Origin of the sequence: Oscillatoria salina IIICB1, from assembly GCF_020144665.1 — a bacterium.
Taxonomy (GTDB): domain Bacteria; phylum Cyanobacteriota; class Cyanobacteriia; order Cyanobacteriales; family SIO1D9; genus IIICB1.
The window spans coordinates 24,675-38,810 of sequence record NZ_JAAHBQ010000006.1 but is presented as its reverse complement, the minus strand read 5'-3'; the positions used below and the strand labels follow the sequence as shown (position 1 = coordinate 38,810).

At 40.4% G+C, this 14,136-nt stretch carries 11 protein-coding genes; 8 read left to right on the top strand and 3 right to left on the bottom strand.

Going from position 1 to position 14,136, the window contains the following annotated elements; genetic code table 11:
* Positions 1-11: 11 nt before the first annotated feature.
* From recG to G3T18_RS02020, 8 genes are all read left to right on the top strand, one after another.
* On the top strand, positions 12-2,471 hold the full coding sequence (gene recG / locus G3T18_RS02055) for an ATP-dependent DNA helicase RecG (protein ID WP_224408857.1): 2,460 nt from the start codon (positions 12-14) through the stop codon (positions 2,469-2,471).
* A 314-nt stretch (positions 2,472-2,785) separates the two neighbouring features.
* Entirely contained in the window at positions 2,786-3,688 is a 903-nt protein-coding gene (locus tag G3T18_RS02050; protein WP_224408856.1) for an EboA family metabolite traffic protein, read from the top strand.
* A gap of 34 nt (positions 3,689-3,722) precedes the next feature.
* A complete protein-coding gene (locus G3T18_RS02045; protein ID WP_224408855.1) occupies positions 3,723-4,646 on the top strand; it encodes a TatD family hydrolase in 924 nt (307 codons plus the stop codon).
* A gap of 130 nt (positions 4,647-4,776) precedes the next feature.
* The gene (gene eboC, locus G3T18_RS02040) at positions 4,777-5,709 is read left to right on the top strand and encodes a UbiA-like protein EboC (RefSeq protein ID WP_224408854.1); all 933 of its coding nucleotides are present in this window, start codon (positions 4,777-4,779) and stop codon (positions 5,707-5,709) included.
* A gap of 21 nt (positions 5,710-5,730) precedes the next feature.
* Positions 5,731-6,945, top strand: coding sequence for a 3-dehydroquinate synthase (locus tag G3T18_RS02035; protein ID WP_224408853.1), 1,215 nt, complete (start codon positions 5,731-5,733; stop codon positions 6,943-6,945).
* Between the two features lie 7 nt (positions 6,946-6,952).
* A complete protein-coding gene (gene eboE / locus G3T18_RS02030) occupies positions 6,953-8,179 on the top strand; it encodes a metabolite traffic protein EboE (RefSeq protein ID WP_224408852.1) in 1,227 nt (408 codons plus the stop codon).
* A gap of 16 nt (positions 8,180-8,195) precedes the next feature.
* A complete protein-coding gene (locus G3T18_RS02025) occupies positions 8,196-9,587 on the top strand; it encodes an alkaline phosphatase family protein (protein ID WP_224408851.1) in 1,392 nt (463 codons plus the stop codon).
* A gap of 6 nt (positions 9,588-9,593) precedes the next feature.
* Positions 9,594-9,926, top strand: a complete 333-nt coding sequence (locus tag G3T18_RS02020) for a GxxExxY protein (RefSeq protein WP_224408850.1) — start codon at positions 9,594-9,596, stop codon at positions 9,924-9,926.
* Here the strand turns inward: G3T18_RS02020 and G3T18_RS02015 are convergent, their stop codons facing one another.
* The 3 genes from G3T18_RS02015 to glgP all read right to left on the bottom strand — a co-directional run bounded on the left by G3T18_RS02015 (position 9,927) and on the right by glgP (position 14,073).
* Complete coding sequence (locus tag G3T18_RS02015) at positions 9,927-10,622, bottom strand: 2,3-bisphosphoglycerate-dependent phosphoglycerate mutase (RefSeq protein WP_224408849.1); 696 nt, start codon at positions 10,620-10,622, stop codon at positions 9,927-9,929.
* 149 nt (positions 10,623-10,771) lie between these two features.
* Positions 10,772-11,770: a type I glyceraldehyde-3-phosphate dehydrogenase gene (gap, locus tag G3T18_RS02010; protein WP_224408848.1), complete on the bottom strand. Its 999-nt coding sequence runs from the start codon at positions 11,768-11,770 to the stop codon at positions 10,772-10,774.
* A 104-nt stretch (positions 11,771-11,874) separates the two neighbouring features.
* Entirely contained in the window at positions 11,875-14,073 is a 2,199-nt protein-coding gene (gene glgP, locus G3T18_RS02005; protein WP_224408847.1) for an alpha-glucan family phosphorylase, read from the bottom strand.
* Positions 14,074-14,136 lie beyond the last annotated feature (63 nt).

The following is a 14,136-nucleotide window of genomic DNA, read 5'->3' as shown; positions in this document are numbered from 1 at the left end:
CGAACAGAAAAATGACTAATTCACCAGATTGGGCGCGATTGCACAAAGCCCTGGCAGTCGAAGCAGAAAGGGGCTTTACTGACTTACAAGGGAATCAGTATCGCTTTAGCGAGTTTTTTGAGTTAAACTTCCAACAACCGCCTCCAGAAGGAACGTCAAGCCAAAAACAACGCTGGCGGAATTTTGCCATTCACTTTGCTAATTATCCGCAAATGACTACCCAACAACGGCAAAATCTGCTTTTGCAAGTACGTGATTTCCTCAAAGAGTTTCAGCAATCTCTAGAAACACCGTCTCTATTTTCTCAACCTCAACAAGCGGTTACTACTTCAATTGTGGCGGAAGTTAAGAGTGAAGATGAAGTTATCAAACTTGACCAACTTGTCAGCGAAATTAAAAATATTGGCAGAACAAAAAGTCTACTTTTGCAACGTTTAGGTTTAGCAACGGTGCGAGATGTTTTGTTTTACTATCCTCGCCAACATATTGATTATTCCCGTCAAGTTAATATTAGTGAATTGGAAGCAGGGGAAACGGTAACGATTGTGGGGATGGTAAAGCGCTGTGAGTGTTTTACTAGCCCGAAGAATAAGAAGTTAACAATTTTTGGACTGCATATTAAAGATAAAACTGGACAAATTAAGCTTAATCGTTTTTTTAATGGTACTTATTTCAGTAATCGCGGTTGGCAAGAAACTCATAAGCGTCGTTATCCGGTTGGCGCGATCGTTGCGGCTTCTGGGTTAGTAAAAAAGAATAAATATGGTTTAACCTTAGACAAGCCAGAAATTGAGGTTTTAGAGAGTCCTGGGGCAAGTATAGATTCTCTTAAAATTGGGCGGGTATTGCCTGTTTATCCTTTGACTGAAGGTGTGGATGCGGATGTGGTGAGAAAAGCAGTAATTGCTGCACTTCCGGCTATTAAACAGCTTCAAGATCCGCTACCAAAGGGTTTAAGAAGTCAGTATGGGTTAATTGGCTTGCAAGACGCGATCGCGAATATTCATTTCCCCGATAATCCGGAAATTCTCGCCCATGCACGACGACGTTTAGTTTTCGATGAATTCTTCTTTCTCCAGTTAGGATTTCTCCAACGTCGTCAAGAGCAAAAACAAACTCAACAAAGTGCTATTTTGGCTCCTACAGGTAAACTTATTGACCAATTTAAAAAAGTTTTGCCTTTTGCCTTGACAAATGCTCAAAAGCGTGTTGTTTCTGATATTTTACAAGACTTAGAATCAACTACACCGATGAATCGTCTTGTCCAAGGAGATGTCGGTTCCGGGAAAACTGTTGTCGCCGTTTTTGCTATTTTAGCAGCGATTCAATCTGGTTATCAAGCTGCTTTAATGGCTCCAACTGAAGTATTAGCCGAACAACATTATCGGAAGTTAGTTGGTTGGTTTAATTTACTCCATTTACCAGTAGAATTACTCACAGGTTCGACAAAAGTTTCTAAACGTCGCGAAATTCATAATCAATTAGAAACTGGCGAACTACCTTTATTAGTAGGAACTCATGCTTTAATTCAAGATCCAGTTAACTTTCAACAACTTGGTTTAGTTGTTATTGACGAACAACATCGTTTTGGCGTCCAACAACGAGCGCGTTTGCTAGCAAAAGGACAATCTCCTCATGTTTTAACCATGACTGCAACTCCTATCCCTCGGACATTAGCGTTAACCGTCCACGGCGATTTGGATGTTTCCCAAATTGACGAATTACCACCAGGAAGACAGCCAATTACTACCTCAGTTTTAACGGGCAAACAACGCAATAATGCTTATGAATTAATTCGGCGAGAAGTAGCCCAAGGAAGACAAGCTTATATTGTTTTTCCCATGATTGAAGAGTCAGAAAAATTAGACGTTCGGGCGGCTGTAGAAGAACAAAAACGATTGCAAAAAAGTATTTTTCCTAACTTTGAAGTGGGTTTACTACATGGCAAAATGAGTTCGGCAGAAAAAGACGAATCACTGAATAAATTTCGCGATAATCAAATGCAAATTATTGTGTCAACAACGGTAATTGAAGTCGGAGTTGATGTACCAAATGCCACAGTCATGATGATTGAAAATGCCGAACGTTTTGGATTGTCACAATTGCATCAATTGCGCGGTCGAGTTGGGCGCGGTTCTCATAACTCTTATTGTTTGTTAATGAGTAGTAGTAAAAATCCCGATGCGCGTCAGCGTTTAACAGTTTTGGAACAATCCCAAGATGGCTTTTTTATCTCAGAAATGGATATGCGTTTCCGAGGTCCGGGAGAAGTGTTAGGTAGTCGTCAGTCAGGGTTGCCAGATTTTGCTTTAGCAAGTTTAGTTGAAGACCAAGAAGTGTTAGTCTTAGCGAGAGATGCGGCGGAAAAAATTATGCTTGCGGATAAAAATTTACCAGGGATGTCTTCGTTGAAAAAAGAGTTAGAGTTGCGCTATCAAAGAATGATGGCAGGTAGGGAAATTTTAACTTAAATTGGGGACCCTTGGATGGGGAATTTGGTAATTAACCACGTAATCGGGCAGAAAATGCTTCATCGTAACTTAATAAAACCACGCAAATGATTGAAGATTTGGTGAAGTAGAGCGATTTTAGTTGACTATGTAAGCTCAGGGAAATAACTTAAATATTGTCCCTGTGGCTTATTCCCTCAATACTTCAAGATTGGGAGAATTTAATTATTCTCCTAGTTTGCAGAACTTTACATAAGTATTTGTACTGAGGGAGAAAGAAATTACCGGGGAAGGAAATGTAAAATGAGGTCTGTTGTTGTCCAAACTGGGTGAAAATGTCTACTGTAACTCAGGTCGAGATCGAAAGTGTTACTCAACTATTGCTAGACTGGTTAGAATTTCGCGCTAGTCAAGAAGGTTTACAATGGTTGGAACAAAAGCGGCAAAAAATTGCTGAAGGTGCGCCGGAAAGGGTATTTTTCACTTCTTTTAGTGCAGTACCTCGCTATTTGGGCAAAGCAGATTTAAACTTAACTGAGGAAGATTTACAAGCAGCAAATAAGTTACGATCGGGTTGGTTTCCGGGTAATTGGCGGGTGGATGAAGTTGGTCGTACTTTGCTGATTTTAGCTTTACCTAGTAATAGCCCGGAGAAATATTTGCTAACTCTCCGTAAAGTTTTTACTACTGCTGATGAAGGTGAGTTGGTGGCGCTTTATCAAAGTTTACCTTTATTACCTCATCCCGAATTGCACAAAGGACAGGCTTCTGAAGGTGTGCGTAGTAATATGACGACAGTATTTAATGCTGTAGCGCAATGCAATCCTTATCCAGCAGATTATTTCGATAAGATTGCCTGGAATCAAATGGTGTTAAAGGCTTTATTTGTCGGTAGTCCTTTGTACTTAATTTACGGACTTGACGATCGCGCGAATCCAGAGTTAGCGAAGATGTTGTCTGATTACGCTCACGAACGTTGGGCGGCTGGACGTACCGTATCGCCGGAGTTATGGCGATCTGTGGGGCTTTTTATTGATGAAAGATTAGCGCAGGATCTTGAAAAAGTAATTAGCGATCGCGATCCAGTTCAACAAGAAGCCGCCGCTTTAGCTTGTTCTCAGTCTAATTCGCCCGCAGCCCAAGCAATTTTAGCTCGTCATCCGCAATTAAAAGCGGCGATCGCTGCTGGATCTCTCACTTGGGAAAGTTTTAGCCAAAAGCATCTCACCGCTAGCTAGCAAGTAAATGTTGTTCAACCAGGAAACCTAAATCATGGCAAACGATAACCTAATTTTTATCGATCCCCATATTCACATGACTTCTCGCACTACTTATGATTACTTAATCATGCGAGAATATGGCATTGTGGCGGTCATTGAACCTTCTTTCTGGTTAGGACAACCGCGCACTACTTTAGGTAGTTTCAAGGATTACTTTAGCACTTTGGTTGGTTGGGAACGCTTTCGGGCGAGTCAGTTTGGCATCAAACATTATTGCACAATCGGCTTGAACCCCAAAGAAGCTAACAATGCTGAATTAGCCGAACAAGTCATGGAACTGCTGCCGCTTTATGCTTGTAAAGAAGGAGTAGTGGCGATCGGTGAAATTGGTTACGATGACATGACGGAAACTGAAGATAAATATTTTCGTCAGCAACTCGAACTCGCCAAAGAATTAGATACTTTAGTCTTAATTCATACACCCCATCGCAACAAAAAAGCTGGCGCGAGTCGCAGTATGGATCGCTGTTTAGAACATGGTTTAGATCCCTCCCAAGTTATTATCGACCACAACAACGAAGAAACTGTTGAAGAAGTTTTAAATCGGGGTTTTTGGGCAGCTTTTACTATTTATCCCATGACCAAAATGGGCAACGCCCGAATGGTTGAAGTTGTACGGAAATACGGCAAAAATCGCATCATTGTTGATAGTAGTGCCGACTGGGGAGTAAGCGATCCTTTAGCTGTCCCGAAAACCGCCAAATTAATGTTAGAAAAAGGCATTCCCGAAGACCAAGTTCGCGCTGTTTGCTATGAAAATGCCCTCGCTGCATACAGTCAAACCGGACAAATGCAAGCATCAGATTGGAGTGAAGCAGCGAAAGCCGATCAATCTCAATTATACGATGGTAATTCGGTTTTACGCGGACAAAAACCTGGTATCGAATCAGTTAACGACTTTTTAGTTATTGAATAGAAATAAATAAATCGATTTTTATTAGCAAGTACCCGCATTTACCAGTTATCAATTTTTCCTTCTTGTTTCCTAATCCCCAATCCCCAGTCCCCAGTCCCCAGTCCCTAATCCCCAATCCAGAGGCTAACAAATGAAAGCAGCAAGTTTAACAACTAATCGTTGGTGGGCATATTTACAATTAATGCGCCCTGCTAATATTGTGACTGCTTGGGCAGATATTTTAGTTGGTTTTGCTGCTTCGGGATCGGCAATTATTTTTCCTCAAATTATTAACCAAGAAACCACAATTGCTAGTTTGTTACCTCTGGGTTGGTTACTGTTAGCAACTACGGGATTATATGGCGGCGGTGTGGTATTTAACGATGTTTTTGATGCCGAACTCGACGCAAAAGAACGTCCCGAAAGACCAATTCCTAGCGATCGCGCTTCTCTCACCGGTGCAATTATTTTGGGTAGTCTACTTTTAGTGATGGGAATTGTGGCTGCGGTGCAAGTTTCTTTAATTAGCGCAGGTTTAGCAGCTTTCATCGCTTTGGCTGCTTTATTTTACGATGCAGTTGCTAAACATCATGTTTTTTTCGGACCTTTAAATATGGGTTTGTGTCGCGGCGCTAATTTACTACTTGGTGTTAGTGTTGTCAATACAATGCTAACCGAAAGATGGTATTTAGCTTTCATTCCCATTGTCTATATTGCCGCAATTACTGCGATTAGTCAAGGAGAAGTAACAGGCGGAAAAAAAATTACCGGATATGTCGCTTTAGGCTTAATTTTTTGGGTAATTAGTAGTATTCTCTTATTAGGATTATTACCCAACTATCAGTCACTCGTCGCCCTGCCTTTTGCTGCATTTCTAGCAGGGCGAATTATACCTCCTTTTTTCCAAGCTGCCCGCGAACCAATCCCCGAAAAAATTCGCACCGCAGTGATGGCTGGAGTCTTATCTCTGATTGTGTTAGATGCCGCAGTTGCCGCCGGATTTACTAATTCTTTTTACGGTTTAGCAGTATTAATTTTATTACCGATTTCGCTCGGATTAGCAAAGCTTTTTTCAGTAACTTAAGATACTTTTTTAGGAAAAATTATGACACTTGCCATCGCTAAGAAAAAACAATTTCAGATTCAGCCAATTCAGCAACAAGTTCGCGTTACTTTTAACTACGGCGTACATTTCACCAACGGCTTATTTGAGTTAGATAATTCCTTATTAGCCCAAGTAATTACCGATGATGGAGAGAGAGGACCAAAACGCGCGATCGCCGTTATCGACTCTGGCGTATTTGCCAATCATCCTAACTTACCAGAGCAAATTTTTGCCTACGCCAAAAGGTATAAAAATATTCTCAAATTATCAACCGAACCAATTATAGTTCCCGGTGGCGAAGCCTCGAAAAACGACCCCAAACTAATCGAAAAACTGCATTCCGTAATTAACGAAGTCGGCTTATGTCGTCATTCTTACTTATTAGCGATCGGCGGTGGTGCAGTATTAGATATGGCAGGATATGCAGCCGCAACCGCCCACCGAGGTGTCAGATTGATTCGCATCCCCACCACAGTTTTATCGCAGAATGATTCCGCAGTCGGCGTAAAAAACGGGATTAATGCCTTTGGAAAAAAGAACTTCCTCGGTAGTTTTGCGCCCCCCTACGCCGTGTTAAACGACTTCGACTTTCTCAAAACCCTCGACGAGAGAGACTGGCGATCGGGCATAGCAGAAGCTGTTAAAGTTGCCTTAATTAAAGACAAGAATTTCTTTGATTTTATCAGCAGCAACGCCACAGCTTTAGCGCAGCGAGACATGGAAACAATGGAACAATTAATTTATCGTTGCGCTCAGTTACACTTAGATCATATTGCTAACAGTGGCGATCCTTTTGAAATGGGTTCCTCTCGTCCCCTCGACTTCGGACATTGGGCAGCCCATCGTCTAGAATATTTAACCAACTATGAATTGCGTCACGGCGAGGCAGTAGCGATCGGAATTGCTTTAGATAGTACCTATTCTTATTTGCTTGGTTGGCTTTCTTTAGCTGAGTGGCAGCAAATTATCAAGACACTAACTGAGATTGGATTTGACTTATTTGTCCCCGAATTAGTCGAACAAATTGAACGTCCCGAACATCCCCGTTCCGTCTTCAAAGGTTTGAGCGAATTTCAAGAACATTTAGGAGGAGAATTAACTATCACCCTGCTATCAAAATTGGGACGAGGAAAAGAAGTGAGCGAAGTTGATTTAGATTTATACCAACAAGCAATTTCGTTTCTACAACAAATCGAATACAAACTAGCAAGTTAATTAATTAATGAAAATTGACGAAAACTTTCATTTAACTTATTGTACGAACATTCACCCAGGCGAAACTTGGTCAGAAGTTTTGACTAACCTCAAGCAATACATTCCTGTCCTTAAAAATCGACTTTCGCCAACACAACCATTTGGGATTGGTTTGCGGTTAGCAGATGCAGCCACACGAGAATTATTAGCAGGAAATAATCTCGCTGCATTTCAGTCGTGGCTGAGTGGACAAAACTTGTATGTTTTTACGTTAAATGGCTTTCCTTATGGCGGATTTCATCAACAAGTTGTTAAGGACAAAGTTTATGCGCCAGATTGGTCAAAACCAGAACGTTTAGACTATACTATTCGCTTAGTAAAAATTCTCGCTAGTCTCTTACCAGCAGGAATAGATGGCGGTATTTCTACTGTCCCTTTGTCTTATAAACCTTGGTGGCAAAAAGAAAAATATTTAGGCGAAATTGTCTTAAAAGAAAGCAGTTTAAATCTGGCAAGATTAACTGCGGAAATGGTACGCATCCGTCAAGAAACGGGAAAATTATTACATCTCGATTTGGAACCCGAACCCGATGGACAAATCGAAAATACGGCGGAAGTAATTGATTATTTTCAAAAGAATCTTTTGCCGATTGGAGGCTCATTTTTAGCTGAAAAATTAGCAATTTCCCCAGAATTAGCTGAACAACATTTACGGGAACACATTCGTATTTGCTACGATACTTGTCATTTTGCCGTAGAATACGAAGATCCCAACCGAGTTTTTCAGCGTTTAGAAGCTGCGGGAATTAAAATTGGTAAAATTCAAATTAGTGCGGCAATTAAAGTAAGTTTACCAGCAGAAGCTGAAGGAAGAAAAAGAATACAGCAACGGTTATCTCCTTTTGCCGAATCTACTTATTTGCATCAAGTAATCGAACGTTTACCTGATAGAGAATTTTACCACTATCAGGATTTAGTAACAGCCTTACCTTATCTGGAAAATACGTCAGCAAAAGAATGGCGGACTCATTTTCATGTGCCAATTTTTATTGCTGATTATCATCTTTTGCAATCTACCCAAGATGACATTGTAACTGTTTTGAATTTACTGCAAGATAATCCAGTTTGCAATCATTTGGAAATTGAAACTTATACTTGGGATGTTTTACCAGCAGAAATTAAAATAGATTTACTTGCATCAATTGAGAGAGAATATGAGTGGGTATTAGGAGTCATAAATTCGCAAAAAAATTAGTTAATGGTAGCTATTTATGCAGAAAACAGTTGTTATTAATGTTGTTGGTTTAACTCCGAGTTTATTGGGTAAATATACACCGCGATTGTCTCGGTGGATTGAACAAGGAAAAATGGCTGCGATTAAGCCAGTTTTACCTGCGGTAACTTGTGCAGCCCAAGCGACGTATTTAACTGGAAAAATGCCCAATGAACATGGTATTGTTGGGAATGGGTGGTATTTCCGCGACGAGTGTGAAGTCAAGTTTTGGCGACAGTCGAATAAGTTAGTTCAAAGTGAGAAAATTTGGTCAATGGCGAAAGCAATTGACCCTAATTTTACTTGTGCTAATGTGTTTTGGTGGTACAATATGTATTCATCAGTGGATTATGCAATTACACCTCGACCAATGTATCCGGCTGATGGGAGAAAATTGCCGGATATTTACACGCAACCAGCAGATATTCGCCCTAAAATTCAGGCTGAGTTAGGTCAATTTCCCTTATTTAATTTTTGGGGTCCGAATACTTCAATTGTGTCGAGTCAATGGATTGCTAATTCGGCAAAATGGATCGAAGAAAGATATAATCCTACTTTAACTTTAATTTATTTACCTCATTTAGATTATTGTTTGCAGAAAATTGGTACTGATGCGGAAAAAATAGGAAAAGATTTACGAGAAATTGATGAAGTTTGTGGCGATTTAATTGATTTTTATGCAGCGAAAAATGCTCAAGTAATTTTACTTTCGGAATATGGGATTAGTCCGGTGTCGAAACCAGTACATTTGAACCGTATGCTGCGGGAAAACGGTTTGCTAGCGGTACGAGAAGAATTAGGAAGAGAATTGCTGGATGCAGGTGCGAGTGTAGCTTTTGCAGTCGCAGATCATCAGTTAGCCCATGTTTATGTGAATGATTCTGAGTATATCCCGAAAGTGCGATCGCTACTCGAAGCCACTGACGGAATTGCAGAAGTTTTAGACAGGGAAGGGAAACAAAAGTATCATTTAGATCATCCCAGATCTGGGGAATTAGTCGCGATCGCGGACTCAAATGCGTGGTTTACTTATTATTATTGGTTAGATGATAATTCTGCACCAGATTTTGCGAGAACTGTCGATATTCACCGTAAACCAGGTTACGATCCCGTCGAGTTATTTCTCGATCCCCAACTCAAGCTACCAAAAGTAAAAATTGCTAGTAAATTACTGCAAAAACAGCTTGGTTTTCGCTATTTAATGGATGTTATCCCTCTCGATGCTAATTTAGTCCAAGGTTCCCACGGTTGCGTGACAAATTCCCCAGGAGAAAGCCCTTTATTTGTGACTCAAAAGCCAGATTTATTAGCAAGTGATGTAATTGAAGCTAAGGATGTTTGCGGTTTATTGTTGCAATGTTTAAAAGGAACCACAGATGAACACAGATAAACGCAGATGGGATGTGGATTTTTGGAGAAAGTTTATGAAAATGCTTTAGCACATGAATTACGCAAAACAGGTTTATTCGTTCAGCAACAACAGGAAATTGAAGTTTTATATGATGGTGTTGTTGTTGGCAAATACCAAGCTGATTTATTGATTGAAAAAGTAGTTTTGATCGAATTAAAAGCAGTCAAGTCACTAGATAATATTCATTTTGCCCAATGTTTAAACTACTTAAAAGCAACTAATTTAACTATTTGTTTGTTGCTTAATTTTGGTAATCCAAGAGTGCAATATAAACGCATTTTACACACACCTTCAAATAATATTGACAACAAAAATTAGTTATTCTAAAGTCATTTTATCAGTAATTTCTCCTTCGCTGTCAATGTCGTAAACGAGGGGAACTCCAGTCGCGAGTTCGAGGTTGGGTACTTCTGCTTCGGAGAGTTTATCCAAATACATAATAATCGATCGCAGGGAGTTCCCGTGAGCGGATACTAACACACAATCTCCTTCTTTGAGGTGGGGTAAAATGCGATTTTGGAAAAAGGGAATCGTCCTCGCGGCAGTGTCTTCGAGGCTTTCACCACCGGGAGGTCTGGTAGAATACGATCGCCGCCACTGATGCACTGTTTCTTTACCTACCTTTTGAGCCATTTTTGCTTTGTTGTATCCCTGCAATTCTCCATAGTAACGTTCGTCTAAAGCTTGTGAAAGAAAGATCGGTATTTCTTCTTCTTTATTCCCTTCATATTTATCCCAACCATGCCACTTGGGATCGTCTGCATCGTGTTTAAAAACGGGACTTTTATCTCGACAAGAACCTTCGCCTTCGGTCAAACAAATGGCTGTAGTTTCTAATGCTCTCACTAGCAAACTTGTAAAACAAATATCGATTTGATAAGGACTAACTTTTTTCGCTGCTTCCATTGCTTCTTGGCGACCTTGATGATTAAGAGGAACGTCCACCCAGCCACTAAAACGGTTAGCTGCATTCCACGTACTTTGACCGTGACGCACTAAAATTAGCTTTGCCATTTTTATTTATTACTAATAATTACTTACTCAAAAACTCAGCCACAATTTTTATCTTTAAAACTAATTATCCGCGTTTATCTGTGTCCATCTGTGGTTACTTTTTCCCTTATTTCTCAAAAAAAGGAGCGCAAATAGCGCCCCAAAAAAATCTACATTGCTTTACTAATATGCAAGGCTTCTCGCACCATTTGATTTGCGTAACCCCATTCGTTATCGTACCAACTCATAACTTTAACCAAGTCACCATCGACAACTTGCGTCATGGTGAGATCGACGATTGAGGCACGGGGATCGCCGATAATATCAGCAGAAACGATAGGTTCGGTGGAAACGCCAATAATATCTCGATAGCGATCGCTGTTGGCTTCTTCAGTGAAAATGTTATTAATTTCTGTAACGTTAGTGGCTTTTTCAGTTACTAATATGATATCGCTAATCGAACCAACGGGAATGGGTCCGCGCACTGCTACGCCGTCGAATTTACCTTGGAATTGTGTTAATACTTTAGTAGTGGCGATCGCCGCACCGGTGGATGTGGGGACAAAATTAGCGGCTGCGGCACGTCCCCGACGATATTTACTACTAGGACCATCGACAATTGCTTGGGTCGAAGTATAAGCGTGAATTGTGGTCATAATTGCTTTTTTCACCCCAATCCGACGACCCATAATTTCTACTACTGGCGTGATGCAATTGGTGGTACAACTAGCACAAGAAAAGTATTCTGCTGATTCGGGTGCGTGATTTACACCGTGGACAATTGTTTCGACTCCATCACTTTTTGCTGGTGCAGAAAGAATGACTTTTTTGGCACCTCCTTGCAGATGTTTTTCTAAACCTTCTTTCTTAGTAAAAACTCCCGTACATTCAAACACTAAATCAATGCCGAGATTTCCCCAAGGTAGTTGACTAGGGTCTTTTTCAGAAAATACTTTATACTCTTTGCCATCAATTTTTAAGCTGTTTTCGCTACTTTCAACTTGTTTATCGTAGCGACCATAAACTGTATCATATTTGAGCAAATAAGCTAGATTATCTGGTGGTACTAAATCGTTAACAGCGACTAATTCTAATGCTGGGTTATTAACAACAATTTTTAAGACTGCTCTGCCAATTCTTCCTAAGCCATTAATTGCGACTTTTGCCATTTTATTCGCTCTCCTTTTATGCTACAATTAACTTTTTTTGCAAATGAAAAGTTGCTCGATTAACCATTTCGCAGTTGTTACTAAATTATTAATTAGTAGCGAATTTAGTTACTAAATGCTAACTCCTTTTCTGCTTGCGTTTGAGAAACCTGCGGCTGAGGCAAATACATCTGGTTGACATACTCTTTCACCATGCGATCGCTATTAAAATACGGGGCAATAGTTTTAATTGAGGCTTTCATCTTTTCTATCCAGCTTTGGGGCAACCCGTCGTCATCCCGATCGTAGTAACAAGGAATAATTTCTTCCTCTAACAAATGGTAGAGAGATTCGGCATCTTGTTGAGTTTCTAGCTGGGAAACTTCTGCTTGACAACCATCACCGATCGCCCAACCATCGATCCCGCGATCTTCAGAATTGCTTCGATAACCCTCGCACCACCAACCGTCCAAGATACTGCAATTGATCCCGCCATTGAAAGCAACTTTTTGACCGCTAGTTCCCGAAGCTTCTTGCGATCGCCGAGGATTATTTAACCACAAATCTACACCTTGAATTAATTTTTCGGCGAGGTTAATGTTATAGTTTTCTAACAAAACCACGCGATCGCCAAATTCTGGTTGGCGACTCCAAGCAAATAATCTTTGCATAATCCGCTTACTTTCTTCATCAGCCGGGTGCGCTTTCCCCGCAAAAACTATTTGTACTGGTCTTTCTTGGTTAGTAAAAATGTGTTTTACTCGTTCTAAGTCCCGAATAATTAAATCTCCTCGTTTGTAGGTACTAAAACGACGAGCAAAACCAATTGTTAAAGCATTGGAATCGAAAATATTAGCGGCGGCGGTAATTAAATCTTCCGACTCACCTCGTCTAATTCTTGCTTGCTGAACTTGAAGGCGAATGTAAGCAATTAATCTTTCTTTTAACCGTTGATGACGCCACCAAATTTCTGAATTAGGAATTTTATTAATCTTTGCCCACATTTGCTCATCAGTCACCCGATCTGCCCAATCTTCACCTAAATATTGCTTGTATAAATCAGCTATTAAAGGAGCAGTCCAAGTGCGATGGTGAACGCCGTTAGTAATGTAACCAATGGGAACATTTTCGCTCTGGCGATCGGGATATAAATCCGACCACATTCGCCGACAAACTGCGCCATTAAGTTTACTAACTCCGTTGGCTGCTTTAGTCGCTCTTAAGGCTAGCACGGTCATATTAAATGGCTCAAACGGATCTCCAGGTTTTCTGCTTCCGAGAGCAAAAAATTCCTCTTTATTTAGTCCTAATTCTAACCAATAGTGATAAAAATAATGTTCGATCTGTTCGCGAGAAAAAGTATCGTGACCTGCGGGAACTGGCGTATGAGTAGTAAAAATACCTCGATTTTTTATTACCTCTTTTAGTTCAGCAAAACTTTTACCTGTGCGTTCGCTTTCCTGACGAGCAACTTCAAGCATAGCAAAAGCAGCATGACCTTCATTAAGGTGGTAAATTTGGGGTTTAATTGCCAATTTTTCCAAAGCTTTAACTCCGCCAATACCCAACAAAAATTCTTGAGCAAGGCGAGTGTCTTGGTTGCCACCATAAAGACGAGCAGTTAAGCCGCGATCGCGAGTTTCGTTATCGTCTCGGTTGCTATCTAACAAGTAAACTGATAAACGTCCCACGCACAGTTGCCAAATTTGCAAATTTACTTGGCGATCGTCAATTTCCAGTTGAATTGTCAGGGTTTGATTATTTTCGTCTTGGCACAATTCGAGGGGTAATTCTGCAAATTTAGTTTCGGGATAATCTTCTTCTTGCCAACCTTTGCTGTTGAGGCGTTGCTGACAGTAACCTTGATGATAAAGCAAACCAATTCCTACTACTGGTAAGCCTAAATCTGAAGCAGATTTGAAGTAATCCGCCGCCAGAATTCCTAAGCCTCCTGCATAAAGAGGAATGCAAGAATGAAAGCCGTATTCAATTGAAAAATAAGCAATTGGCTTTTCGTGACTAAACTGCGGTGCTTCCCGACTTGCCCAAGTATCTTTTGCTGCTAAATATTGCTGAAATTCGCTTGCAAGCTTGTTAACTCGCTGAATGTAATCAGGATCGGTAGCTAGTTGAGCTAGTCTTTTTTCAGAAATCGATCCTAGCAATTTCACTGGGTTATAGTTGTATTCTTCCCAGCGATCGCTATTGATGCTGTGAAAAATTGACAGTCGCTCTGGCGACCAACTCCACCAAAAATTAAAGGCAATTTCTGCTAGGGGCTGAAGCGGATCTGGTAGTTTGGTTTTTAGTTCGCTTTTCGTCATTGTCTTGTTCTCAATTGTCAAGAATATTTAATATTTTTTCTACTTTCCAATTCAAGTTTTTAC

Coding starts and splice junctions, on each gene's coding strand:
- recG (WP_224408857.1), top strand. CDS start 12: ATGACTAATTCACCAGATTGGGCGCGATTGCACAAAGCCCTGGCAGTC.
- G3T18_RS02035 (WP_224408853.1), top strand. CDS start 5,731: ATGACACTTGCCATCGCTAAGAAAAAACAATTTCAGATTCAGCCAATT.
- G3T18_RS02015 (WP_224408849.1), bottom strand. CDS start 10,622: ATGGCAAAGCTAATTTTAGTGCGTCACGGTCAAAGTACGTGGAATGCA.
- eboE (WP_224408852.1), top strand. CDS start 6,953: ATGAAAATTGACGAAAACTTTCATTTAACTTATTGTACGAACATTCAC.
- G3T18_RS02050 (WP_224408856.1), top strand. CDS start 2,786: ATGTCTACTGTAACTCAGGTCGAGATCGAAAGTGTTACTCAACTATTG.
- glgP (WP_224408847.1), bottom strand. CDS start 14,073: ATGACGAAAAGCGAACTAAAAACCAAACTACCAGATCCGCTTCAGCCC.
- G3T18_RS02020 (WP_224408850.1), top strand. CDS start 9,594: ATGGGATGTGGATTTTTGGAGAAAGTTTATGAAAATGCTTTAGCACAT.
- eboC (WP_224408854.1), top strand. CDS start 4,777: ATGAAAGCAGCAAGTTTAACAACTAATCGTTGGTGGGCATATTTACAA.
- G3T18_RS02045 (WP_224408855.1), top strand. CDS start 3,723: ATGGCAAACGATAACCTAATTTTTATCGATCCCCATATTCACATGACT.
- G3T18_RS02025 (WP_224408851.1), top strand. CDS start 8,196: ATGCAGAAAACAGTTGTTATTAATGTTGTTGGTTTAACTCCGAGTTTA.
- gap (WP_224408848.1), bottom strand. CDS start 11,770: ATGGCAAAAGTCGCAATTAATGGCTTAGGAAGAATTGGCAGAGCAGTC.